The organism is Streptomyces viridosporus T7A (genome assembly GCF_008704515.1).
Lineage (GTDB): Bacteria > Actinomycetota > Actinomycetes > Streptomycetales > Streptomycetaceae > Streptomyces > Streptomyces viridosporus.
This window is the reverse complement of sequence record NZ_CP023700.1, coordinates 5,223,742-5,247,063: the sequence shown is the minus strand read 5'-3', so window position 1 is coordinate 5,247,063 and position 23,322 is coordinate 5,223,742. Positions and strand designations below refer to the sequence as shown.

Annotated in this window: 19 protein-coding genes and 2 pseudogenes; 12 read left to right on the top strand and 9 right to left on the bottom strand. The window is 73.0% G+C overall.

Annotated elements, in window-relative coordinates:
- Positions 1–146: 146 nt before the first annotated feature.
- On the bottom strand, positions 147–1,967 hold the full coding sequence (locus CP969_RS24410) for a phosphoenolpyruvate carboxykinase (GTP) (protein WP_004984039.1): 1,821 nt from the start codon (positions 1,965–1,967) through the stop codon (positions 147–149).
- Between the two features lie 326 nt (positions 1,968–2,293).
- On the opposite strand from CP969_RS24410, the gene trhA reads away from it, so the two are divergent.
- From trhA to CP969_RS24390, 4 genes are all read left to right on the top strand, one after another.
- Positions 2,294–3,007 carry a PAQR family membrane homeostasis protein TrhA gene (gene trhA, locus CP969_RS24405; RefSeq protein WP_004984040.1) on the top strand — a complete coding sequence of 238 codons (714 nt, stop codon included), beginning with the start codon at positions 2,294–2,296 and terminating at the stop codon, positions 3,005–3,007.
- Between the two features lie 273 nt (positions 3,008–3,280).
- Positions 3,281–4,912: a DHA2 family efflux MFS transporter permease subunit gene (locus tag CP969_RS24400; protein ID WP_026084918.1), complete on the top strand. Its 1,632-nt coding sequence runs from the start codon at positions 3,281–3,283 to the stop codon at positions 4,910–4,912.
- Positions 4,909–5,541: a TetR/AcrR family transcriptional regulator gene (locus CP969_RS24395; RefSeq protein ID WP_016824845.1), complete on the top strand. Its 633-nt coding sequence runs from the start codon at positions 4,909–4,911 to the stop codon at positions 5,539–5,541. The genes CP969_RS24400 and CP969_RS24395 overlap by 4 nt, the downstream gene beginning before the upstream one ends.
- 84 nt (positions 5,542–5,625) lie before the next feature.
- Positions 5,626–6,357, top strand: a complete 732-nt coding sequence (locus tag CP969_RS24390; protein ID WP_004984052.1) for a Mut7-C RNAse domain-containing protein — start codon at positions 5,626–5,628, stop codon at positions 6,355–6,357.
- 195 nt (positions 6,358–6,552) lie between these two features.
- On the opposite strand, the gene CP969_RS24385 is transcribed toward CP969_RS24390, so the two are convergent.
- On the bottom strand, positions 6,553–8,586 hold the full coding sequence (locus tag CP969_RS24385; RefSeq protein ID WP_016824846.1) for a thioredoxin domain-containing protein: 2,034 nt from the start codon (positions 8,584–8,586) through the stop codon (positions 6,553–6,555).
- A 256-nt stretch (positions 8,587–8,842) separates the two neighbouring features.
- On the opposite strand from CP969_RS24385, the gene CP969_RS24380 reads away from it, so the two are divergent.
- On the top strand, positions 8,843–12,043 hold the full coding sequence (locus tag CP969_RS24380) for a tetratricopeptide repeat protein (protein WP_016824847.1): 3,201 nt from the start codon (positions 8,843–8,845) through the stop codon (positions 12,041–12,043).
- Between the two features lie 84 nt (positions 12,044–12,127).
- Here CP969_RS24380 and CP969_RS24375 read toward each other — a convergent pair whose 3' ends face one another.
- Positions 12,128–12,388 (bottom strand): hypothetical protein, encoded by a 261-nt coding sequence (locus tag CP969_RS24375; protein ID WP_167540227.1) that lies wholly within the window; start codon positions 12,386–12,388, stop codon positions 12,128–12,130.
- On the bottom strand, positions 12,381–13,262 hold the full coding sequence (gene mca / locus CP969_RS24370) for a mycothiol conjugate amidase Mca (protein ID WP_004984058.1): 882 nt from the start codon (positions 13,260–13,262) through the stop codon (positions 12,381–12,383). Before mca ends, CP969_RS24375 begins: the two co-directional genes overlap by 8 nt.
- Before the next feature lie 147 nt (positions 13,263–13,409).
- Here mca and CP969_RS24365 point away from each other — a divergent pair, with 147 nt between their 5' ends.
- Both CP969_RS24365 and greA read left to right on the top strand, forming a co-directional pair.
- A complete protein-coding gene (locus tag CP969_RS24365; protein ID WP_004984060.1) occupies positions 13,410–13,808 on the top strand; it encodes a DUF4307 domain-containing protein in 399 nt (132 codons plus the stop codon).
- 167 nt (positions 13,809–13,975) lie between these two features.
- Complete coding sequence (greA, locus tag CP969_RS24360; protein WP_004984062.1) at positions 13,976–14,473, top strand: transcription elongation factor GreA; 498 nt, start codon at positions 13,976–13,978, stop codon at positions 14,471–14,473.
- A gap of 57 nt (positions 14,474–14,530) precedes the next feature.
- Here the strand turns inward: greA and CP969_RS24355 are convergent, their stop codons facing one another.
- From CP969_RS24355 to ilvA, 3 genes are all read right to left on the bottom strand, one after another.
- Positions 14,531–15,382: an ABC transporter permease gene (locus tag CP969_RS24355; RefSeq protein ID WP_004984063.1), complete on the bottom strand. Its 852-nt coding sequence runs from the start codon at positions 15,380–15,382 to the stop codon at positions 14,531–14,533.
- Positions 15,379–16,434, bottom strand: a complete 1,056-nt coding sequence (locus CP969_RS24350; RefSeq protein ID WP_016824849.1) for a daunorubicin resistance protein DrrA family ABC transporter ATP-binding protein — start codon at positions 16,432–16,434, stop codon at positions 15,379–15,381. The genes CP969_RS24355 and CP969_RS24350 overlap by 4 nt, the downstream gene beginning before the upstream one ends.
- A gap of 269 nt (positions 16,435–16,703) precedes the next feature.
- Positions 16,704–17,933 (bottom strand): threonine ammonia-lyase, encoded by a 1,230-nt coding sequence (gene ilvA / locus CP969_RS24345; RefSeq protein ID WP_016824850.1) that lies wholly within the window; start codon positions 17,931–17,933, stop codon positions 16,704–16,706.
- A 162-nt stretch (positions 17,934–18,095) separates the two neighbouring features.
- On the opposite strand from ilvA, the gene CP969_RS24340 reads away from it, so the two are divergent.
- From CP969_RS24340 to CP969_RS24330, 3 genes are all read left to right on the top strand, one after another.
- A complete protein-coding gene (locus CP969_RS24340) occupies positions 18,096–18,617 on the top strand; it encodes a MarR family winged helix-turn-helix transcriptional regulator (RefSeq protein ID WP_016824851.1) in 522 nt (173 codons plus the stop codon).
- A gap of 169 nt (positions 18,618–18,786) precedes the next feature.
- Positions 18,787–19,290, top strand: coding sequence for a sigma factor-like helix-turn-helix DNA-binding protein (locus tag CP969_RS24335; RefSeq protein WP_004984070.1), 504 nt, complete (start codon positions 18,787–18,789; stop codon positions 19,288–19,290).
- A gap of 52 nt (positions 19,291–19,342) precedes the next feature.
- Complete coding sequence (locus tag CP969_RS24330) at positions 19,343–19,591, top strand: hypothetical protein (RefSeq protein ID WP_004984071.1); 249 nt, start codon at positions 19,343–19,345, stop codon at positions 19,589–19,591.
- 30 nt (positions 19,592–19,621) lie between these two features.
- On the opposite strand, the gene CP969_RS24325 is transcribed toward CP969_RS24330, so the two are convergent.
- Complete coding sequence (locus CP969_RS24325; RefSeq protein ID WP_016824853.1) at positions 19,622–20,779, bottom strand: cystathionine gamma-synthase; 1,158 nt, start codon at positions 20,777–20,779, stop codon at positions 19,622–19,624.
- 151 nt (positions 20,780–20,930) lie between these two features.
- Here CP969_RS24325 and CP969_RS24320 point away from each other — a divergent pair, with 151 nt between their 5' ends.
- The gene (locus CP969_RS24320; protein ID WP_016824854.1) at positions 20,931–22,049 is read left to right on the top strand and encodes a hypothetical protein; all 1,119 of its coding nucleotides are present in this window, start codon (positions 20,931–20,933) and stop codon (positions 22,047–22,049) included.
- Between the two features lie 225 nt (positions 22,050–22,274).
- Here the strand turns inward: CP969_RS24320 and CP969_RS24315 are convergent.
- Positions 22,275–22,708: pseudogene (locus CP969_RS24315) on the bottom strand (alcohol dehydrogenase catalytic domain-containing protein); the annotation flags it as partial.
- Between the two features lie 9 nt (positions 22,709–22,717).
- Between CP969_RS24315 and CP969_RS24310 the strand changes: the two are divergent.
- Positions 22,718–23,249 (top strand): annotated as a pseudogene (locus CP969_RS24310) (MmyB family transcriptional regulator); the annotation flags it as partial.
- Between the last annotated feature and the right edge of the window lie 73 nt (positions 23,250–23,322).

The window sequence follows — 23,322 nt, the reverse complement described above, 5'->3', positions numbered from 1 at the left end:
TTCCCCCGTCGGGGCGGACGGAGGGCGGTGGCAGGCCCGGTACCCCGCACGCCGTTGTGCGGGGCCCCGCCGGTGTGTTCCGCGGCCGGCTGTGACGATCGCTGGTCAGGGCATCCTCGAACCGGCCGCGGAGTCTGTACGGGCGTTCAGCCCAGGCGCTTCACCAGCGCGTGGTACTGGTCCCACAGCTCCTTGGGCGTGTGGTCGCCGAAGGTGTTGAGGTGGTCGGGGACCAGCGCGGCCTCCTCGCGCCACACGTCCTTGTCGACGGTGAGCAGGAAGTCCAGGTCGGCGTCGGACAGGTCGAGGCCCTCGGTGTCCAGCGCCTCCTTGGTCGGCAGGACGCCGATCGGGGTCTCGACGCCTTCCGCCTCGCCCTCCAGGCGCTCCACGATCCACTTCAGGACGCGGCTGTTCTCGCCGAAGCCGGGCCAGACGAACTTGCCGTCGTCGTTCTTGCGGAACCAGTTGACGTAGTAGATCTTCGGCAGCTTGGACTGGTCCTTGTCCTTGGCCACGTCGACCCAGTGCGCCATGTAGTCGCCCATGTTGTAGCCGCAGAACGGCAGCATGGCGAACGGGTCGCGGCGCAGCTCGCCGACCTTGCCCTCGGCGGCGGCGGTCTTCTCGGAGGCCACGTTGGCGCCGAGGAAGACACCGTGGTTCCAGTCGAAGGACTCCGTCACCAGCGGTACGGCGCTGGCGCGGCGCCCACCGAAGAGGATCGCGGAGATCGGCACGCCCTTGGGGTCCTCCCACTCGGGCGCGATGATCGGGCACTGCGAGGCCGGGACGGTGAAGCGGGCGTTGGGGTGCGCGGCCGGGGTCTCCGAGGCGGGCGTCCAGTCGTTGCCCTTCCAGTCGGTGAGGTGGGCCGGGGGCTCCTCGGTCATGCCCTCCCACCACACGTCGCCGTCGTCGGTGAGGGCGACGTTGGTGAAGACGGAGTTGCCCCACAGGGTCTTCATGGCGTTGGCGTTGGTGTGCTCGCCGGTGCCGGGCGCGACGCCGAAGAAGCCGGCCTCGGGGTTGATCGCGTAGAGGCGGCCGTCCTCGCCGAAGCGCATCCAGGCGATGTCGTCACCGATGGTCTCGACCGTCCAGCCGGGGATGGTCGGCTCCAGCATGGCGAGGTTGGTCTTGCCGCAGGCGCTCGGGAACGCGGCGGCGACGTACTTGGACTCGCCGCGCGGCGGGGTGAGCTTGAGGATCAGCATGTGCTCGGCGAGCCAGCCCTCGTCGCGGGCCATGACGGACGCGATGCGCAGGGCGTAGCACTTCTTGCCGAGCAGGGCGTTGCCGCCGTAGCCGGAGCCGTAGGACCAGATCTCGCGGTCCTCGGGGAAGTGCGAGATGTACTTGGTGCTGTTGCAGGGCCAGGGGACGTCCTCCTGGCCGGGCTCCAGCGGGGCGCCGAGGGAGTGCACGGCCTTGACGAAGAAGCCGTCGGAGCCGAGCTCGTCGAGGACCGGCTGTCCCATGCGGGTCATGGTGCGCATGGAGACGGCGACGTACGCGGAGTCGGTGATCTCGACGCCGAGGGCGGACAGCGGCGAGCCGAGGGGGCCCATGCAGAAGGGCACGACGTACATGGTGCGGCCGCGCATGGAGCCGCGGAACAGGCCCTTGTCACCGGTGAAGATCTCCCGCATCTCGGCGGGGGCCTTCCAGTGGTTGGTGGGACCGGCGTCCTCCTCCTTCTCGGAGCAGATGAAGGTCCGGTCCTCGACGCGGGCGACGTCGGTCGGGTCGGAGGCCGCGTAGTAGGAGTGGGGGCGCTTGACCGGGTCGAGCTTGCGGAAGGTGCCCTTGGCGACGAGTTCCTCGCACAGGCGCTCGTACTCGGCCTCTGAGCCGTCGCACCAGACCACGTTGTCCGGCTGCGTCAGGTCTGCGATCTCGTTGACCCAGGAAATCAGTCCCTGGTGGGTGGTGGGGACGCTGGGAGCCGCGATGTCGCGCGCCACGATTGCTCCTAAGTGAGGGTTTTTTGTTGGGAGGCCCCGTGGGGGCTGCGACCCGGATGCTTCACGGTGGAACCTTCGGCGCTCATCCGGTGCCGACCGCACTCATTTGATCATCCGATGTCGACGCCCATCTGTCCAGAGGAGCGCACAAGTGAGCAACGTGACGCTGACCACGGTTTCTTCCGCCGCTTTACCTGCACGTTGGGTGGATCTGAACGTTTCTTTGCGTGACGATTCCGTGGAGCGGCCGTGAGACGATGACCACTTCGTCCCCCCAACGCATCACCCCGACCCGCAACTTACGGCTCCGTAGATACGATGCGGCCATGACTGCGTTCACCCCCGACGCGCCCACGGACCCGCCGGCCGAAGGCCGCGGTCCGGTGGTGACCGCCCTGCCCCATCCGGTCAAACCCAAGCTCCGCGGCTGGCTGCACCTCGGCATGTTCCCCGCCGCCCTGGTGGCGGGACTGGTGCTGACCGCCTTCGCCGACTCCCCCCGGGGCCGCCTCGCCTGTGCGGTCTACGCCCTGACCGCCTGCCTGCTGTTCGGCGTGAGTGCGCTGTACCACCGGGGCGACTGGAGCCCCCGCATGGACGGGGTGCTGCGCCGGCTCGACCACGCCAACATCTTCCTGATCATCGCGGGCACCTACACCCCGCTGACCATCCTGCTGCTGCCGGACTCCAAAGGGCGGTGGCTGCTCTGGGGCATCTGGGCCGCGGCCGCGGCCGGGATCGTCTTCCGGGTCTTCTGGGTCGGCGCCCCGCGCTGGCTCTACACGCCCTGCTACATCGCGATGGGCTGGGCGGCCGTCTTCTTCCTCCCGGACTTCCTGCGCACCGGCGGCATCGCCGTGCTCGTCCTGGTGGTCGTGGGCGGCGTGCTCTACAGCGCGGGCGGGGTCGTCTACGGCATCAAGAAGCCCAATCCCTCACCGCGCTGGTTCGGCTTCCACGAGGTCTTCCACTCCTTCACCCTGGCCGCCTTCATCGCGCACTACGTCGGCATCTCCCTGGTGGCGTACCAGCACCCGTAGACACCCACCCCTCGGATCCGGGCCGCGGCATCGACGCCGCGGCCTTTTTCGTGCCCGGGGCGCGGTCACCGGGGCGCGGTCACCGGTCCGCGACCGCCGGGGCGCGGCCACCGGTCCGCGACCGCCGGGTGCACGGCCACCGGTCCGCGACCGCCGGGTGCACGGCCATCGGTCCGCGACCGCCGGGTGCACGGCCATCGGTCCGCGACACGCACGGCCCCGCACGGCCCCGATGATTGACATGGACCAGCTTTTGAGAGCTACTTTCATTTCATGGCCGCTGTCATTCAACAGAACGACGCACATACCGACCCTCGCCGCTGGTGGGCCCTCGGGGCCCTGGTCGCGAGCATGCTCACACTCGGCTTCGACCTGACGATCCTCAACGTGGCACTGCCGACCATGGCCGCGCAGCTGGGGGCGAGCACCGGTGAGCTCCAGTGGATCGTGGACTCGTACATCGTGGTGTTCGCGGCGCTGATGCTGCCCGCCGGTCTGCTCGGCGACCGCTTCGGCCGGCGCCGCATGCTCGTCGTGGGGCTCTGCGTGTTCCTCGCCGGGTCCCTGGCCGGGGCCCTGACCGACGCGCCCGGGCTCGTCGTCGCGGCCCGCTCGGCGATGGGGCTCGGGGCCGCGCTGGTGATTCCGCTCGGGCTGTCCGTGCTGCCGTCGATGTTCGGCGAGGAGGAGCGCGGCAAGGCGGTCGCCGCCGTCACCGCCTCCATGGCCGCGGGGATGCCGCTCGGGCCGCTGGTCGGCGGGCTGCTGCTCGACCACTACTGGTGGGGCTCGATCTTCCTGATCAACCTGCCGATGGCCGCCGCCGGCATCGCCGCCTGCCTGTTCCTGCTCCCCGAATCCCGCGACCCCTCCTCCCCCAGGGTCGACGCGCTGTCCACGGCGCTCAGCGCGCTCGGGCTCGGCGCGCTGGTCTTCGGCATCATCGAGGGGCCGACACGCGGCTGGACCGGCCCCTGGGTGCTCGGCTCGTTCGCGCTGTCCGCGCTGCTGCTGACCGGCCTCGTGGCGCGGGAGCGGCGCGCCGCTCGGCCCATGCTCGACCTCGCGCTGCTCGGGCGGCGGGTCTTCCTGTTCAACGTCCTGGCCGCGGCCCTCGGCACCTTCGTCCTCGCCGGGCTGCTGTTCGTGCTGCCGACGTACCTGCAGGAGATCGGCGGCAGCGACGCCTTCGGCACCGGGCTGCGGCTGCTGCCGCTGATGGGCGGTCTGCTGGTCTCCGCGCGGGTGAGCACACCGCTGGTGCGGCGGCTCGGGCCCCGGCCGGTGGTCGGCGCGGGGCTGGTCGTGCTGTGCTTCGCCGCGCTGCTCGGCGCCCGGACCGACCCGGGCAGCGGCTACGGGTTCACCGCCGTGTGGCTGACCGTCGCGGGGCTGGGCTTCGGCCTGGCGATGGTGCCCGCGATGGACGCGGCGCTCGGCGGCATCCCCGCCGACGCGGCGGGCAGCGGATCCGCCCTGCTGATGACGTTGCGCCAGGTGGGCGGAGCCGTCGGCATCGCCCTGCTCGGCAGCCTCGTCGCCGACACCTACGCCGCCCGGCTCGACACCACCGGGCTGCCCGCCCCCGCCGCCGAGGCCGCCCGGGAGTCGCTGAGCGGGGCGCACGCCGTCGCCGAGCGGCTGGGTCTGCCCGCCCTCGCCCGCTCCGCCGACGCGGCGTACCTGGACGGGATGGCCCTCGTCCTGGTGGTCTGCGGGATCGCCGCGCTGGTGACCGCGGCCCTGGTCGCGCTGTTCCTGCCGAACCCGCGCCCCGCCGCACCGCCGGCCGGACGGACCGCGGACGTACCGGACACCACCGCCCCGGACCGCCCCGGACCGGAAGCGGAATCCTCCCCGGCCATGGCCCGGGCGAAGGGGGATGGCGGACAATTGACGGCATGACCACGGCACGAACCCCTGTTCCCGAGGCGGCCCGCCACCTGGGTCTGCGCGAACGGAAGAAGCTCAAGACCCGCAGGGCGATCAGGGAGGCCACCTACTCGCTGATCAGGGAGCAGGGGTACGAGGCCACCACCGTCGAGCAGATCGCGGACCGCGCCGAGGTCTCGCCGAGCACCGTCTTCCGCTACTTCCCCGCCAAGGAGGACATCGTCCTGACGGACGAGTACGACCCCCTCCTGGAGGAGCTGCTGCGGCAGCGCCCGGCCGACGAACCGGTGCTGGAGTCGCTGCGCTGGGCGTTCCGCGAGGCGATGACGACGGCGCTCACCGACAACCCCGCCCACGAGCGGGAGGAGACGATCCTGCGGGCCCGGGTGATGGTGCAGGTGCCCCAGGTGCGCTCGCGGCTGATGGAGAGCATGTCCGTCACGGGCCGCCTGCTGTGCCGGGCCCTCGCCGAGCGCACCGGGCGCCACGAGGACGACCTCGAGGTGCGGGTCTACGCCATGGGGTTGATGGGCGCCCTGCTGGAGACGATGGTCTACTGGGCCGAGGACGACTGCCGGGAGGACCTGCCGACGCTGATCGACCGCACCCTGTCCACCTTCAAGGACCTGCCCCGCCGCTGAGGCCGCGGGCGCTCTCCCGGGGTCGCGGGCGCCGGCACCGTACAGCACGGGCCGGGTGCGCGGCCCCATGCCATCCTTGACCGGGTGAACGGTCCCCAGATCCACGTCGAGTTCGCCCCCGAGCTGCTTCTCTTCGTCCCCCAGGCACGGCCCACGGGCGCCACGAAGACCGCCACCGACGGCGTCTCCAGCCTCGGTCACGTCATCGAGTCCCTCGGTGTCCCGCTGACCGAGGTCGGCGCGCTGCTCGTGGACGGCCACGAGGTGCCGGTGTCGCACGTCCCGGCCGCCGGCGAGGCGGTGACCGTGCGCACCGTCGACCGCCCCCAGCGGGTGCCGGGGGCGCCGCTGCGCTTCCTGCTCGACGTGCACCTGGGCACCCTCGCCCGCCGGCTGCGGCTGCTGGGCGTGGACACCGCGTACGAGGCGACGGACATCGGCGACCCGGCGCTGGCCGCCCGGTCGGCGGCCGAGAAGCGGGTCATGCTCAGCCGCGACCGCGGACTGCTGCGCCGCCGCGAGCTGTGGGCCGGCGCGTTCGTCTACAGCACCCGTCCCGACGAGCAACTCCAGTACGTGCTGGACCGGTTCCGGCCCGAGCTGCGGCCCTGGACCCGCTGCACCGCCTGCAACGGCCTGCTGCGCAAGGCCTCCAAGGAGGAGGTCGCCGACCAGTTGAAGGGCGGCACCCACCGCACGTACGACGTGTTCGCGCAGTGCACCGAGTGCGAGCGCGCCTACTGGAAGGGCGCGCACCACGAACAGCTCGAGGCGATCGTGGAACGCGCCCTGAGCCGCAGCGCCCAGGAGGACTGAGCGCCCCGGCCGGCGTCGTCCCGGCGGTGCCCGGCGTCCCCGTCGCCGCAGGCGCCGCCGTCGCGGTTGCCGTCCGGCCGTCGCGGACCGGCCGTCGCGGACCGGTCGGGAAGGCGCCGGTCGGGAAGGGCGGCGCCGGTCGGCGCGGGCCCGCGGGTGGCGCGGCGGCCGGGACGCCGGGCGGCGCCCGCCTTCTCAGCCGCCCAGTGCCGCGCGCAGCCGGTCCGGATCGGTCGTCGGCGCGTCGCAGGTGAAGTCACGGCAGACGTACGCGGCCGGTTCGTCCCGGACGAGCGGCCGGTCGGCGAGCAGCGGGAACTCGTCGCTGCCCGGGGTCCCGACGGCGACCACCGCCCCCGGGGCCGTGCCCAGCAGGGCCGTGCGGTGCAGGGTCCTGGTGGCCGGATCGTCCGGCGCCGGGCCGACCACCGCGATCTCCCGCGGCCCGTCCAGCACCGCCTCGGCGACCGCGAGCCCCCACCCGATGAACCGCGGGACCCGCGGCCCGAGCGCCTTCACCGCGCCCAGCGCCCGCTCGGCGGCGGTGCGGTGGGGCTCGGAGCCGGTGTGGGCGGCATAGCTCAGCAGGGCGCCCGCGGCGGCGCTCCAGCCGGACGGGACGGCGTTGTCGGTCGGGTCCTGCGGACGCCGGATGAGCCGCTCGGCGTCGGCCGCGGTGTCGTACAGGGCGCCCGAATCGGGGTCGGTGAAACGGGCGAGCACATGATCGAGCAGCAGCCCCGCGAACTCCAGCCACACCCCCTCCCCGGTCACCGACGCCAGCGCCAGGAAGCCCTCGGCGACGTCGGCGTAGTCCTCCAGCACTCCGGCGTTGGCGCCGACGTGGCCGTCCTTGCTGGTGCGGGCGATCCGGGCGTGCTCGTCGAAGTGCAGCCGCACCAGCAGGTCACCGGCGGCGACGGCGGCCTCGACCAGGTCCGGCCGGTCGAAGTAGGCCCCGGTCTCGGCCAGCGCGGCGACGGCCAGTCCGTTCCAGGCGGCGACGACCTTGTCGTCCCGGCCGGGCGCGGGTCGGGCGGCCCGCGCCGCGAGCAGCCGCTCCCTGACGCCGTCGATCCGTGCGGCGTCGAACACCTCGTCCCGCTGCGGCAGTTGCAGTACCGAGGCGCCCTCCTCGAAGGTGCCCTCCTCGGTCACCCCGAAGTACCGTGCGGCGAGGTCGGCGTCCTCCTCCCCGAGCACCTCGCGCAGCTGCGCGGGGGTCCACACGTAGTACGCGCCCTCGACGTGCCGGCCCGTCCCGTCGTCGCTGTCGGCGTCCAGCGCGGAGGCGAAGCCGCCCTCGGGCGTGCGCAGTTCGCGGACCATGAAGTCGGCGGTCTCCAGCGCCACCCGGCGCGCGAGCTCGGAGCCGGTGGCGCGCCACAGGTGGGCGTAGACCCGGCACAGCAGCGCGTTGTCGTAGAGCATCTTCTCGAAGTGCGGCACCACCCAGTCCCGGTCGACCGAGTACCGCGCGAAGCCGCCGCCGAGCTGGTCGTAGATCCCCCCGCGCGCCATCCGCTCGCAGGTGTCCTGCGCCATCTGCAGCGCGCCCTCGGCGCCGGTGCGGGCGTGGTGCCGCAGCAGGAACTCGAGCACCATGGACGGCGGGAACTTCGGCGCCCCGCCGAATCCGCCGCGCTGCGGGTCGTACTCCCTGGTCAGCCCGAGCAGCGCCTGCGCCAGCTCCTGCTCGCCCGGGACCTTCGCGTCCCCGTAGGAGATCTCCCGGCCGGCCAGGTCCCGCGTGATCTTCCCGGCCACGTCGGTGACCTCGTCCCGGCGCTCCTCCCACGCCTGGTGGATCCCCTGGAGCACCTGCAGGAAGGACGGCATGCCGTGCCGGGGCTCGGGCGGGAAGTAGGTGCCGAAGTAGAACGGCTCGGCGTCCGGCGTGAGGAACACGGTCATGGGCCACCCGCCGTGCCCGGTCGCCGCCTGCACGGCCTCCATGTAGACGGCGTCCACGTCGGGGCGCTCCTCGCGGTCCACCTTGACGCTCACGAAGTGCCCGTTCAGGTAGTCGGCGGTCGTCCGGTCCTCGAAGGACTCGTGCGCCATGACGTGGCACCAGTGGCAGCTCGAGTAGCCGACGCTCAGCAGGACGGGCACGTTCCGCTCGCGTGCCTCCGCGAAGGCCCCGTCCGACCACGGCCACCAGTCGACGGGGTTGTCGGCGTGCTGGAGCAGGTACGGGGACGTTTCGTTGGCCAGTCGGTTCGCCATACCCCCATCCTGCCCGACCCACCGGGAATCACCACGGGACGACCCGGCCGCCACGCGCGGCCCTCCTCCTCTGGTCTCCCTCGGGTCTCCCTCCGGTCCTCCCCGGTCCTCCCCGGTCCCCCTCCGGCTCCCGTGGGGGCGAGCGGCCGGTCCGTACGTCACCGGCCTTCGTCCCGTGATCGCCGCCCTCTCGCGCCGGCGCCCCGTCCGCAGCACACTCGTAGGCGACGAAGTCGCCGCCGGAGGGGGACGTGGCATGCGGGACGGTCATCGGGCGGACGCCGAGCGGTTGTTGGCGCGGGCCGTGGAGGAGGAGGTGCGCCGTACGGGCGGGCGCGCGGACGGGAAGGTGCTGCTGACGCGGGCGCGCGGGGCGCTGGACGCGATGGCGCGCACGGCGGCCGAGGAGTACGCGGCGTACACCCGCGCCCTGGACGAGGCGGAGGCCGGCCGGCTCACCTTCCGCCAGCGCTACGCCCGCGAGGGCGCCGGGACGCCGCTGCTGGTGGCCGGGGTGGCCGGGGTCGCGGCCGTGGTCGCCGACATGGCCCTGGGGACGGGTGCCGGGACGGCACTGGGCGCGGGGGTGGCCGCCGGGGCGGTCGGGGCGGCGGCGACCGTGGTGAAGGTGGCCGGCTCGCACGTGCCCGCCGCCCACCGCCGGGCCGGCGCGGCGCACCAGCCGGGCGGGCCGGAGCAGTTGCGGCTGCAGTGGCTGACGGCGCTGGAGGTGCGGGGGATACGCCCGTTCCTGGACCAGCAGCGGATGCTGGCCGCGTCCACGGGCCGGAAGGAGGCGGGGCCGCGGCTGCGCGGCGCGGACAAGAGCGCGGCGGCCCGCGGGCGAAGCGTGCTGGAGCAGTCGTTCGGGCAGCTGCCGGAGCCGCTGGGCCCGTTCGCGGGCCGGCGGCAGGAGATGGCGCGGATCCGGCAGTGGGTGCAAGCGGCCCGCGCGAGCACGGAGACGCGGCCGACGGTGGTGGTGCTGCACGGGGCATCCGGCAGCGGCCGCACGACGCTCGCGGTACGTGCCGCGCACGAGCTGAAGGACCACTTCCGCGGCGCCTGCGTCGTCGATCTGCGCGGCGAGGGCTCCGGTGAGCCGCCGCTGTCCACCCGGGACGCGCTGCTGCACCTGCTGAACCGGCTCGGGGCGCCCCGCGAACAGCTGCTGTTCCGTGAGCGGTCCTCCCCCGACCAGCAGGTCAGACGGCTGAGCGAGCTGTACCACCAGCATCTGACGGGCCTGCCGGTCACCGTCGTCCTCGACGACGCCTCCGATCCGCAGCAGGTCCGCACGCTGGTCCCCGAGCGGTCCGACAGCCTGGTCCTGGTCACCTCCCGCGCGCCCCTCGGCCTGCCCGACGACCTTCCGGCCCGGGTGTACCAGTTACCGGTGGAGCCGCTGGACGCGGCGGGCGCGGAGGAACTGCTGGCGGCCGCCGCCCGGGACTCCTCCGGGCCGTACGACGCCGAGTCCGCCGAGCGGGTGCGGGAGCTGTGCGGGGGCCTGCCGCTGGCGCTGCGGCTCGCCGGTTCGTCCCTGGGGCCGCGGTCCCCGCGCGCGCTGGCCACGGACCTGGGCGCGTACGGTCCGGTCGAACCGGTGGAGCGCGCCCTGTGGCTGCGCTACACCGACCAGTCGGAGACGGAACGGCGGCTGCTGCGCCGGCTGGCGCTGGCCGGCCGGGTCTCGCTGGGTGCCGCCGCGGCGGCGGCCCTGCTCGCCACCGACGAGGCGGAGGCGGTCCGGCACCTGGAGGCGCTGTCCCGCGCGGGCCTGCTCGACCGGGTGCGGCACAGCCGCTACCGGCTGCACGACCTGGTGCGCGCCTTCGCGCTGGCCCGGCTGCTCGACGAGGAGGACCCGGCCGAGCGCACGGCGGCGCAGGAGCGGCTGATCGTGAACTACGCCGAGCTGGCCGACTCGGTGCTGCGGCTGGTCGACGGCCCCATGTCGACCCGCTCGGACCGCTTCGGCCCGTACGGCTTCACCTCGCTGGACGAGGCGCTGCGCTGGCTGGACGACGAGTCGAGCTTCATCACGGCGGCGCTGCGGCACGCGGAGGGCGTGGACCGGGCGGCGGTGCTGAACCTCCTGGGCGCGCTGTGCGACTACTGCCTGCTGCGCGGCGACCTGTACCGCCTCGGTGAGATCAGTGAGCTGGCGCAGGCGGTGGACGAGGGCCTGCTGGTGCGCTCGGTGCAGTGGCGCACCGGCATCGCGGCACGTCAGCTGGGCGAGCTGGACAAGGCGCGCACGACCCTGGCGTCGGTGGTGGACCTGTACCGGGAGGCGCACCACGAGGCGGGTGCGGCCCGTGCGCTGACCTCGCTCGGCATCACCCTGCACCACCAGGGCAACCTGACCGAGGCGGCGGCGAAGCTGCGCGAGGCCCTCGACCTGCAGTCCGTTCCCGAGCTGGCCACGGACCGCGCCTGGACGATGCACGCGCTGGCGGCGGTCGAGCGGGACCGGGCCCGGCTGTCCGAAGCGCTGGACCTGCTGACCGAGTCCCTGGTGCTGCACCGGGCTGGCGAATCCGTGCACGGCCAGGCCTGGGCGCACTACCAGCTCGGCCAGCTCTTTCTGCGCACCGGTGACGTGCCGCGCGCCGAGGGCGAGCTGCGCGCGGCCCTCGAGCTGTACGGCCGCACCCGTGACGGCCGCGGCGAGGCCTGGGCGCTGACCCAGCTCGCCCGGGCCCGGCTGGTGGACGGCGACGCCTCCGAGGCGGTGGAGGACCTGCGGCGGGCCGCCGCCCGGCACCGGGACAACGAGGACGCGCGGGGCGAGGCCTGGACGCTGTACTACCTGGGCCAGGCGCTGGAGGAGACCGGGGACCTGGACCGGTCGGTGCGCGAGCTGGAACGCGCCCGCACGATGTTCTCCCGGATGCGGGACGTCTACGGTCTGGCCTGCGCCCGGCACCACTCGGCGCGGGTGACCCGCGACCAGCGGGCGGCCCGGACCGGTTCGCTGCGCAACTCGGGCTTCGCCCGTCAGCTGCTGGTCGACGCCCGCGCCGACTTCCAGCGCATCGGTGTGGCGCACGGCGAGGCGTGGACCTGCCTGGAGCTGGCCGTGGTCGACGCGGGCAACGCCCGCACCCAGCAGGCGCTGGCCCTGTGCGACGAGGCGGTGACCCTGTTCACGTCCTACGGCGACCGCCGCGGCGAGGACTGGGCCCGTTTCCTGCGCTGCACCCTCCTGCCGTACGCGGCCCCGGGCGGCACGGAGGTCGGCACGGCGGTGGCCCAGGAGGAGCTGTCCCGGCTGGGCCGGGCCGCCCACGCCTCCCGCGACGGGAAGCTGGACGACTGCGTGGAGGCCTACCAGCTGCTGCTGGAGCGGGGCGTCAGCCTGGAGGCGGGCTGGCAGGCCTGGCGCCTGGGCATGGTCCCGGGCCGCCAGGCCCGGGAGGTGATGGGGGTCGCCGTCGGGTCCACGGCGTAGGGCGCCGTGGACCGGGGCGGGACGCCGGGCAGGGCGTGCCGTGGGCACGGGCGTCGCGCCCGGCCCCGTGGCACGCCCCGCGGCTCAGCCGTTCTTCTTCTTGCCCCCGCCGGGGGCGGCGGAGGCCTCGGTGCCGTCCCCGGACCGGTTCTGCGGGTCCTCCGCCTCGGGGAAGTCGACCCGGCCCATGTGGCGGTTCATCGACTTCATCAGGGCCCAGACCGCCAGGGCCATCACCGCGAAGACGATGAAGCCGAGGACACCGGGGGTGACCTTGTTCTTGTCGAATTCCTCGGCGAGGGGGACGAGGTGGGTGATTGCCAGGCTTGCGCTCATGTCAGGCATTGTCCCGGATGCCCGCGAAGAGGTCGTCCTCGGGGAGGGAGGTGTCGACGAGGGACTTGGCGAGCTCGTACTCCTCCGTGGGCCAGACCTCCTTCTGGAGCTCCATCGGCACCCGGAACCAGCCGCCGTCGGGGTCGATCTGCGTGGCGTGCGCGATCAGCGCCTTGTCGCGGATCTCGAAGAAGTCGGCGCACGGGACGTGCGTGGTGATCGTGCGCTCCGTGCGCTCGGACTCGTTCCAGCGCTTGAGCCAGTCCCCGTAGGGCGACTCCAGGCCGCGGTCCAGCATGGCCCGGTGCAGCGCCTCGGTGCGGGGGCGGTTGAAGCCCTGGTTGTAGTACAGCTTCAGCGGCTGGTACGCCGGGCCGTACTCGCTCTCCGGGTACTTCGCGGTGTCCGCCGCGCCCTCGAACGCCACCATCGTGATCTTGTGGGTCATGATGTGGTCGGGGTGCGGGTAGCCGCCGTTCTCGTCGTAGGTGGTGATCACCTGGGGGCGGAAGGCGCGGATCCTGCGCACCAGCTCGCCGGCGGCCTTGTCGACGTCCTCCAGGGCGAAGCAGCCCTCCGGCAGCGGCGGCAGCGGGTCGCCCTCGGGCAGGCCGGAGTCGACGAAGCCGAGCCAGTCCTGCTCGACGCCGAGGATCTCGCGGGCCTCGTCCATCTCCTTCCTGCGCACCTCGTGGATGTTCTCCTCGATGTACGGGTCACCCTGGAGTTTCGGGTTGAGGACGGAGCCGCGCTCCCCGCCCGTGCAGGTCACCACCAGCACGTCCACCCCCTCGGACACGTACTTCGCCATGGTGGCCGCGCCCTTGCTCGACTCGTCGTCGGGGTGGGCGTGGACGGCCATCAGTCGCAGCTGGTCAGTCAAGACTCAATCCTCAAGTCGGTAGGCGCCCTGTGTGCGGCGGCGCAGTCGCAGGCTTCTATAGTGACCGAATCGGGGGGCGAATAATTCCGGGTTCCGGGTCCGCGTCCACGACGGGGCCCGGGTCCCCTTCCTGCCGAGGAGACGATCATGAGTACGGCGAGCACGCGGCTGCCCGAGGGCCGTTACGGCCGCTCCTCGGACGAGCGCGCCGACCGCACGCTCAAGGCCGTCGGCGCCGTGCTGGCCGTGGTGATGATCGGACTGCTCGGCTGGTTCGGCTACCACCACGTCGTCAAGAACGAGATCAGCGCCGAGGTGATCAGTTTCGACCTCGCGAAGGACGCGGTGAAGGTGCACCTGGAGGTGCACAAGGACGCGGGGACCGACGGCTACTGCACGGTGCGCTCCCAGGCCGCGAACGGCGCCGAGGTGGGCCGCGCCGACTTCCGCTTCGACGGGGACGAGACGCGCATCGACAGGGTCGTCACCCTCCGCACGACCTCCCCCGGGTCGACGGCCGAGCTCGTCGGCTGCTACGCGCGCTGACGCCGCCGGGAATACACAGCGCCTGACCTGCGCCGATGCGAGTCCGGCGGCTTATGTCCTCCCCCTTTGGGCACGAAATTGTTAGGCTCGTGGTTTCGCCCATCCGTGGAGGAACATCCTTCGAGGAGGGCGATGCTTTGTATTCCCAGTACCTACGAGGAGCACCTGTGACCCAGACCAGCGAGAACGTCACCTGGCTGACCCAGGAGGCGTACAACAAGCTCAAGGACGAGCTTGAGTACCTTACTGGTCCCGCGCGCACGGAGATCGCCGCGAAGATCGCCGCCGCGCGCGAGGAGGGCGACCTGCGTGAGAACGGCGGGTACCACGCGGCCAAGGAGGAGCAGGGCAAGCAGGAACTCCGTGTGCGCCAGCTCACCCAGCTCCTCGAGAACGCCAAGGTCGGCGAGGCGCCGGCGGCCGACGGCACGGTGGCGCCCGGCATGGTCGTGACGATCGCCTTCGACGGTGACGAGGACGACACGCTGACCTTCCTCCTCGCCTCGCGCGAGTACGCGAGCTCGGAGATCGAGACCTACTCGCCGCAGTCCCCGCTGGGCACCGGCGTGATCGGCCGCAAGGTCGGCGAGAACGCGGAGTACGAGCTGCCGAACGGCAAGACGGCCTCGGTGAAGATCCTCAAGGCCGAGCCGTACAAGGGCTGACCCGCTCCGCAGGTCTTCGACCCGCCCCCGGCGCCCCCTGCGGCGCCGGGGGCTTTGTCATGTCGCGGCCGAGCGGTACTTGCGCACGGCGAGGGTCCTGAACAGCGCGATGATCAGGACCGACCAGATCAGCGAGGCCCACACGGGGTGCTGCATGGGCCAGGCGTCGGGTGCCTGGAAGCCCGGGGGAAGGTTGCCGAACAGCTCACGGCACGCCTGCACGGTGGCGCTGAACGGGTTCCACTCCGCGATGTGCCGCAGGAAGGTCGGCATCTGGTTCGCGTCCACGAACGCGTTCGAGATGAACGTCAGCGGAAACAGCCAGATCAGACCGCCCGAGGTCGCCGCTTCCGGGGTGCGCACGGACAGGCCGATGAGCGCGCCGATCCACGAGAACGCGTACCCGAGCAGCAGGAGCAGCCCGAATCCGGCGAGCACCTTGCCGAAGTTCTCGTGCGTGCGCCAGCCGACCAGCACGGCGACGCCCGCGAGGACGAACAGGGTGAGCGCCGTCTGGACCAGGTCGGCGAGGGTGCGCCCGGTCAGGACCGCGCCGCGTGCCATGGGCAGGGAGCGGAAGCGGTCGATGAGGCCCTTGTGCATGTCGTCGGCGATGCCCGCGCCGGCTCCGGCGGTGGCGAACGTGACGGTCTGCGCGAAGATGCCCGCCATCAGGAACTCGCGGTAGGCCTGGGTGGAACTGGAGGAGCCCACCTGGATCGAGCCGCCGAACACATAGGTGAACAGCACCACGAACATGATCGGCTGGAGCAGCCCGAAGACGAGCATCTCGGGGATCCGGCTCATCCGGATCAGGTTCCTGTGGGCGACGACCAGGGAGTCCCGGACCGACCGGACGACGGGGTTGCCGGGCGGCGTGATCCGCACGGCGTCGGTGACGGCGCTCATGTCGCGGCCTCCTCGCTGTGGTGGTGTCCCTGTCCCTCGGCGTCGCGCGCGGTGCGCCCGGCGTCGTCCGCGTCCCCGTCCCTGTCCGTGTCGGCGGCCTCCGCGACGTGTCCGGTGAGGGAGAGGAAGACGTCGTCGAGGGTCGGTCGGCGCAGACCGATGTCGTCGATCTCGATGCCGTGGGCGTCGAGCTCGCGGATGACCTCGGCCAGGAGCTTCGCCCCGCCGGAGACCGGCGTGGTGATCTTGCGCATGTGCTCCTCGACCGTGGTGTCGCCCTTGCCGGGGCCGCGCAGGCCGTACTTGTCCAGGAGGGCGGAGGCGGCCCGGACCTTCTCCCGTTCGTGCACCACGACCTCGACGCGCTCGCCGCCGGTGCGGGCCTTGAGCTGGTCGGAGGTGCCCTGGGCGATGACCCGGCCCCGGTCGACGACGGCGATGTCGTGCGCGAGGTGGTCGGCCTCCTCCAGGTACTGGGTGGTGAGCAGCAGGGTCGTGCCCCCGGAGACGAGCTGCTTGATCACCTCCCACAGCTGCTGCCGGTTGCGCGGGTCGAGGCCGGTCGTCGGCTCGTCCATGAACATCACGGGCGGCGAGACGACCAGGGCCGCCGCGAGGTCGAGTCGGCGGCGCATGCCCCCGGAGTAGGTCTTGGCGGGGCGGTCGGCCGCGTCCGCGAGGTGGAACTGCTCCAGCAGCTCGTCCGCGCGGGCCTTCGCCGCCTTCCCCCTCATCTGGTAGAGCCGGCCGACCATCTGCAGGTTCTCGCGACCGGTCAGGTATTCGTCGACGGCCGCGAACTGGCCGGACAGGCCGATGGAGCGGCGCACCGCGTCGGGCTGCCTCAGCACGTCGAGGCCGGCGACGACCGCCCTGCCGCTGTCGGGGCGCAGCAAGGTGGTCAGGCAGCGGACGGCGGTGGTCTTGCCCGCGCCGTTCGGCCCGAGCAGGCCCAGGACGGTGCCCTCCGGGACGTCGAGGTCGACGCCGTCCAGTGCCCTGACGTCCCCGAAGGTCTTCACCAGACCTTCGGCATAGATGGCGCCTGGCATATGAGTCTCCACGTCATCGGGGTCATCGGAGTCATCGGAGTCATCGGGGAATTCTTCGGAAAGACCGGGTTCGTACGGTGTGCCCCGTCCGGCCCCTTTCCCTCCGGGCGGGCGGTGCCGGGCAGTGAGGTGACACACACCGTAACGCGATGTATCGCGTCCCTCAACGGGTTTTCCCGAACGGGTGACGGGGAGCCGTGGCCCCCGCCGGTGCCGGGCCGTCCGCGCCGGGGCGTCCCAGCCGGGCCGCCCACGCCGGGCCGCCCGCGTCAGTCCAGCACCGTGTGACCCGCGTCGTGCAGGGCCCGGCCGACCTCGGCGCAGTGCGCCGGTCCCTTGGTCTCCAGGTGCAGTTCGACCTCCGCCTCCGTGAGCCCGAGCCGTGGGTCGGTCCGCACGTGGCTCACGTCGAGGACGTTGGCGTCGACCGCCGACAACGTCCCGAGAAGCGACGCGAGGGCGCCCGGCCGGTCCGTCAGGCGCAGTCGAACGGCCAGGTAGCGGCCCTGCGCGGCCATGCCGTGCCGCAGCACGCGCTCCATCAGCACCGGGTCGACGTTGCCCCCGGACAGCACCGCCACGACCGGCCCGTCGAAGGTGTCGGGCCGGCTCAGCAGCGCCGCGACCGGGCTCGCCCCAGCCGGCTCGACGACCAGCTTGGCCCGCTCCAGGCACAGCAGCAGCGCCGTGGACAGCTCGTCCTCGGTGACGGTGCGCACCTCGTCCACCAGCTCGTCGACGATCCCGAACGGCACGTCCCCGGGCCGCCCCACCCTGATGCCGTCGGCCATCGTCATCGGGTTCCGCACCGACACCGGGCGCCCGGCCGCCAGCGAGGGCGGATACGCCGCCGCGCCCGCCGCCTGCACACCGACGATCCGCACGTCCGGCCGCAGCGACTTCACCGCGACCGCGATGCCGGCGGCCAGCCCGCCCCCGCCCATGCCCACGACGACCGTCCGCACCTCGGGGCACTGCTCCAGGATCTCCAGGCCCACCGTGCCCTGGCCCGCGATGACGTCCGGGTGGTCGAAGGGGTGGATGAGCACCGCCCCCGTGTCGTACGCGTACTCCTGCGCGGCGGCCAGCGACTCGTCCACCACCTGGCCCCGCAGCCGCACCTCGGCGCCGTACTCCCGGGTCGCGCCGACCTTCGGCAGCGGGGCGCCCTTCGGCATGAACACCGTCGCGCGCACCCCCAGCAGCGACGAGGCCAGCGCGACCCCCTGGGCGTGGTTGCCGGCGCTCGCCGCGACGACACCGGCGGCACGCTCCTCGGGCAGCAGCCCGGAGATCCGGACGTACGCGCCGCGCAACTTGAACGAGCCCGTCCGCTGCAGGTTCTCGCACTTGAGGTACACCGGTGCGCCCACCTGCCGGGACAGGTGCCTGCTGCCCTCCAGCGCGGTCACCCGCGCCACCCCCGAGAGCATCTTCTGGGCGCCGCGCACATCGTCGAGGGTGACGGCCCGCAAGGAGCCGGCCGTGCTGTAGCTCATGCCTCCAGCATCGCAGTCCCCACACGCCCGTGAACGCCGTGACCGATCCGCGGACTCCGCTTCGCGCAGCACCGCGCGGCCCGCCCTCCGGCCGCGTACCCTTGTCCCCCACACAAAAGCCCTCCACGAAGTGAGCCCCCGGCCATGCCCACAACACCTGAAATGTCGATGGACATGACGACGGACGCAACGGCCGTCGGTGACACCGGTCTTCTCGACACGCTGCAGCACGAGGTGGCGCTGTTCGCCCGCCGCGCGGAACAGACACGGCTCGGCGGGGTCGGCCAGGTGCGCAACTCCATGGACCGCGCCGCCTACCTGCTGCTCAACCGCCTCGACAAAGAAGGCCCGATGGGCGTCAAGGCGCTCGCCGCGAGCATGGGCATCGACTCCTCGACGGTCACCCGGCAGGTGGCCCCGCTCGTGGACACCGGCCTGGTCAAGCGGACCTCGCACCCCGAGGACGGGCGCGCGGTCGTGCTCCAGCTGTCCCCGCGCGGACAGGCCCGGCTGGAGGAAGTGCGCGTCTCGCGGCGTGCGTTGATGGCCGAGCTGACGGACGACTGGGCGCCGGAGGAGCGCGAGGCGTTCTGCACGCTCCTGACGCGCTTCAACAACGCGCTGTCCACGCGGATGTCGACGCAGGGGATGCCGGCGGACTCGGAGGGGCAGTCGGCCTCCTGACCGTCCCGGGCGTCCGCCGCCCGCGGGGACGGCCCGGTTCCGGGTGTGCGCGGCCCTTGACCGCGGGGCGCGCCCTGGCCTCATATGAAGACCGGGTCCCCGTCGTACGCGCCCGCGGCAGGCCGTACGCGGCCGGGACCGGTCCGTTCGGGGAGGGCGGGAGGCGCGGTTGCGACCACGGCATGCGTCCCGGGATCTGTGCCGGGCCCGCGAGTTCGAGGCGTACGTCGCGGGCGCGGGCGGCCGGCTGCTGCACACCGCGACGCTGCTCACCGCGGAGGCGCCGGGCGACAACCCGCACGCGCGGCGCCTGCTGATCCGTGCGCTGGCCCACACGTACGCCTCCTGGGACCGGCTGCGCGGCGACGATCCCTACGAGGTCACCCGTCGGTACCTGGCGATCCGCTTCGCGCACGGTGTCCGGCACCGGCACCGCGGCCTGCTCCGCTCCCGGCCCCTCCCGCAGAGCCCCCTGGCCCGGCTCTCCCCGCGGGAGCGCCTGGTCCTGGTCCTGCGGTTCCACGAGGGCGTCGCCGAGGAACGGACGGCGGCCCTGCTCGGTCTGCCCGCGGACCGTGTGCGGACGATCTGCCACCGCGCGACGGCGGCCCTCCTGGACCCGCCCCGGGAGCCGGCTCCGGCGGTGGGAGGCGCCGGGGTGGCGCCGTCATGAGGCCGCCCGTACGGACGGGTCCCGGCGACGACGGCCACGGCGGGGGGCGGGAATGGCCCGGATGAACCGCGAGGAGGCCGTACGGCGGCTGCTGGGGCAGTCGCCTCCCCCGGTGCCGCCCGAGCTGTCCGCGCGGGCCGCGCGCCGGGGGGCCCGCATCCTGCGGCGCAGGGCGCGGGCCCGCCGCGTGCTGTGGCTGCTGGTGCTCGCGGCGGCCGTGGCCGTCACGGTGTGGGCGCTGACGGCCCGTCCCTGGGTGGAGCCGCCGTCGGAGACGACCCCACCCCTGACGGGCTGGTGAGCCGGCCCGGCGCGGACCGGCTCGCGGACCTTACTTCCCGAGCGCCTGCTGGAGGTCGTCGAGCAGGTCGTCGACGTTCTCGATGCCGACGGAGAGCCGCACCAGGTCGCCGGGGACCTCGAGGGCGGAGCCCGCCACCGACGCGTGCGTCATGCGGCCGGGGTGCTCGATCAGCGACTCCACGCCGCCGAGGGACTCGCCGAGCGTGAAGACCCCGGTCCGGTTGCAGACCTCGACGGCCGCCTCCTCGCCGCCCTTGACGCGGAAGGAGACCATGCCGCCGAACGCCCGCATCTGCTTGGCGGCGACCTCGTGACCGGGGTGGTCCGGCAGTCCCGGGTACAGCACGCTCGTCACCCGCGGGTGCCGGGTGAGCATGTCGGCGACCCTGGTCGCGTTCTCGCTGTGCCGGTCCATGCGGACCGGGAGCGTCTTGGTGCCGCGCAGCACCAGCCAGGAGTCGAAGGGGCCGGCGACCGCGCCCATCGCGTTCTGGTGGAAGGCGAGCTCCTCGCCCAGCTCCGCGTCGGCGGTGATCAGGGCGCCGCCGACGACGTCCGAGTGGCCGCCCATGTACTTGGTCAGGGAGTGCACGACGACGTCCGCGCCGAGCAGCAGCGGCTGCTGGAGGTACGGCGTGGCGAAGGTGTTGTCGACGACGAGGCGGGCGCCCGCGTCCCGGGCGACCTGGGCCACGGCGGCGATGTCGGTGATGCCGAGCAGCGGGTTGGAGGGGGTCTCCACCCAGACCGCCTTGGTCTTCGGGGTGAGGGCGGCCCGCACCGCGGCCGGGTCGGAGGTGTCGGCCACCGACCACTCCACGCCCCAGCGGGCGACGACCTTGGCGAAGAGGCGGAACGTGCCGCCGTACGCGTCGTTCGGGATCACCACGTGGTCGCCGGGGGCGAGCAGCGTGCGCAGCAGGCAGTCCTCGGCCGCCAGTCCGGACGCGAACGCGAGGCCGCGGCGGCCGCCCTCCAGGGCGGCGAGGTTCTCCTCCAGCGCGGTCCTGGTCGGGTTGGCGCTGCGGCTGTACTCGTAGCCGCCGCGCAGGCCGCCGACGCCGTCCTGCTTGTAGGTGGACACCTGGTAGATCGGCGGGACGACCGCGCCCGTCAGGGGGTCGGCGGTGTTGCCCGCGTGGATCGCGAGCGTCTCGAAGTGCTGACTGATGTGCCTGTCGCTCATGAGCACCGAGGGTAGTGCGCGGGCGGCGTGGACGACGGACCAGGAGCGGGCACGAGCGCCCTGGCCCTCCTCGGGGGTCCGTGAGCCGGGTTTTTCCACAGGTCGGGCAACGGGTTGGCCAATTGTCGCCGCGGTCTGGTTCGCTGGTGGCATGGAGATTCTCTGGGTCCTGATCGCGCTCGTCATGCTGGGCGTCGTGATGTCGTCGTTCCTCAGACGCCGGCGCGGTGCGGTCGGGCTGGTCCCGCCCGGCCACCCGGACGCGGCGGACCCGGCGAACTACGGCTTCGCCCGCGAGGAGGAGCTGGACATCCGCATGCCCGGCCCCGATCAGGACCTGCTGGACGTCCTGGACCTGGTGCAGCGCACCCAGGACTACCGCGCGGCGCAGCAGCTGCTGGCCGGCACGGACAAGGAGAGCGAGCTGCGCTGGCAGCGCGTCCAGGCCTTCGCGGGCGCCGCCTCGCTGGAGCTGCAGCAGCGGCCCGGCGGGGTGGGCGAGGCGCCGGGCGGGCAGTGGCTGCGGGTGTGGCGGACCGAGGCCCCCAAGGACGCGGGGGGAGCGGCGGTGCACGCCGAATTCCTGGTGCAGCAGGCCTGGCGTACGGCCGCGCCCGGGACGGACGAGTTCCGGATCATCATGGAGGAGGCGAAGGCGGCCTGCGGCGAGGCGGCGCTGCTGGCCCCCGGCGACCCGATCCCGTACCTCGTGGAACTCTCGGTGGCCCGTGGACTCGGCTACGCCCGGGGGGACTTCGAGCAGATCTGGCTGAAGATCCTGGACCGCGCGCCGAACCACATGGGGGCGCATCTGGCCGCGCTGCACTACTGGTGCGAGAAGTGGCACGGCTCGCGGCAGGAGGCGTACGCGTTCGCGGAGGCCGCGGCGGCCCGGGCGCCCGAGGGCTCCCTCCTCGCCGCGATGCCGCTCTTCGCGGTGTTCGAGCACCTGCCCGAGGTGACCCTGGTCAGCAGCTTCTACCAGAGCGAGGTCGTCTCCCGGGCGATCCACGGCGCGCTGCACGCGGTGCACTCGGCCCGCCCCGACGACCCGATGCTGGCGCACGTCCGGCACCTGCTGATCTTCTTCCTGGTCCGTGCCGAGCGCTGGGCCGAGGCCATGAGCCAGTTGGTGCACGTCGACGGCCACGTCGGTGCGCTCCCCTGGACCCTGTCCGCCGACCCCGCCGCGGAGTTCGCGGTCTACCGCGCCCTGGCGGTCGCGGGTTACGAGGCGAACGGCGGCAGCCCGGCGACCCTGCCGCACTGAGCGCCGACGCGCGCCCGAAGCCTCGCGTCCGTCCGGACACCGCCCCGGTGTGCCCCATGTCCTGACTCCGGCGAGGGCGAGCCGGACCTCCGGTGGGGGATTCCGGTGGGGGGCTGGTCGCGGCCGGCCCGCTGTCCGGGGAGTACCGCGACGACCGAGGCCGGCGGACCCGCCGCCCCGGACCGTGGCCCGGGACGGCGTCGTGGCGCACGGTGGCGGTGCCGCCCGCAGCGGCGGGAAGACGGCGCACAGCAGCGGCGCGGCTTCGTCGCGAGGGCCAGGCCGTCGGGGACGCGGACGACGTAGTTCTCGTCGACGATCTTCTGCGCGTAGCCGCCGTAGGCCGGCCGGCCGTCCCGGCCGATGCCGTTGTAGGTCATCGTGGCGCCGTTCAGGCAGTACTGCTCCAGACCGGCCTCGCAGTTGTCGCAGGTGCGGCAGGAGTCGACCATGCAGCCGACCCCCACGCGGTCGCCGACCCGGAACCGGGTGACGCCGGAGCCGACCTCGGACACCACGCCCGCGATCTCGTGGCCCGGGACCATCGGGAAGATCGCCTCGCCCCAGCCCTCGCGGGCCTGGTGGATGTCGGAGTGGCAGATGCCGGCGAACTCGATGTCGATCAGGACGTCGTGCGCGCCGACCTCGCGCCGCTCGATGGTCGTCCGCTGGACTCGCTGGACGCGGTCCCGGCGTGCCTCTCGGGCCGGCGCTCGGACATCCTCGCCTGGAACCGGATGGCCGCGGCGCTCTTCGGGGACTGGGGGAGGCTTCCGGCACAGGAGCGGAACCGGGCGCGGCTGGTGTTCCTGAACCCCGAGTACCGGGAGCTGTTCGTGGAGTGGGACCAGAAGGCGTACGACACGGTCGCCTACCTCCGCATGGACGCGGGCCGCCACCCGGACGACCCCGGCTGTCCTCCCTGGTCGGGGAGTTGTCCGTGAAGAGCGAGGAGTTCCGCCGGCTCCGGACCGCGCACGACGTCAAGGAGAAGAACCACGGCGTCAAGCGCCTGCGGCATCCGCTCGTCGGGAGCCGACCCTGTTCTTCGAGTCGCTCCGGCCGTTCGGCGACACGGAGCAGTCACTGGTCACGTACCACGCCGAGCCGGGCTCGCCGTCGGCACAGGCGCTGCGGCTGCCGGGCAGCTGGGGCGCGGACGCGAGGGCGTCGGGCCCGGCCTCGGCGCCGTCCGTCTGAGGACGGGCGGCCACCGGGCGCGAACGGGCGGAGGGCCCGCCGGACGTCGTGCTTCCGGCGGGCCCTCGTTCAG

Bases quoted from the DNA above. Each gene is read 5' to 3' on its own strand.
- CP969_RS24385 (WP_016824846.1), bottom strand. From the start codon at position 8,586: ATGGCGAACCGACTGGCCAACGAAACGTCCCCGTACCTGCTCCAGCAC.
- CP969_RS24340 (WP_016824851.1), top strand. From the start codon at position 18,096: ATGTCGATGGACATGACGACGGACGCAACGGCCGTCGGTGACACCGGT.
- CP969_RS24320 (WP_016824854.1), top strand. From the start codon at position 20,931: ATGGAGATTCTCTGGGTCCTGATCGCGCTCGTCATGCTGGGCGTCGTG.
- CP969_RS24330 (WP_004984071.1), top strand. From the start codon at position 19,343: ATGGCCCGGATGAACCGCGAGGAGGCCGTACGGCGGCTGCTGGGGCAG.
- trhA (WP_004984040.1), top strand. From the start codon at position 2,294: ATGACTGCGTTCACCCCCGACGCGCCCACGGACCCGCCGGCCGAAGGC.
- ilvA (WP_016824850.1), bottom strand. From the start codon at position 17,933: ATGAGCTACAGCACGGCCGGCTCCTTGCGGGCCGTCACCCTCGACGAT.
- CP969_RS24380 (WP_016824847.1), top strand. From the start codon at position 8,843: ATGCGGGACGGTCATCGGGCGGACGCCGAGCGGTTGTTGGCGCGGGCC.
- CP969_RS24365 (WP_004984060.1), top strand. From the start codon at position 13,410: ATGAGTACGGCGAGCACGCGGCTGCCCGAGGGCCGTTACGGCCGCTCC.
- CP969_RS24355 (WP_004984063.1), bottom strand. From the start codon at position 15,382: ATGAGCGCCGTCACCGACGCCGTGCGGATCACGCCGCCCGGCAACCCC.
- CP969_RS24350 (WP_016824849.1), bottom strand. From the start codon at position 16,434: ATGCCAGGCGCCATCTATGCCGAAGGTCTGGTGAAGACCTTCGGGGAC.
- CP969_RS24400 (WP_026084918.1), top strand. From the start codon at position 3,281: ATGGCCGCTGTCATTCAACAGAACGACGCACATACCGACCCTCGCCGC.
- CP969_RS24325 (WP_016824853.1), bottom strand. From the start codon at position 20,779: ATGAGCGACAGGCACATCAGTCAGCACTTCGAGACGCTCGCGATCCAC.
- CP969_RS24375 (WP_167540227.1), bottom strand. From the start codon at position 12,388: ATGCCTGACATGAGCGCAAGCCTGGCAATCACCCACCTCGTCCCCCTC.
- CP969_RS24395 (WP_016824845.1), top strand. From the start codon at position 4,909: ATGACCACGGCACGAACCCCTGTTCCCGAGGCGGCCCGCCACCTGGGT.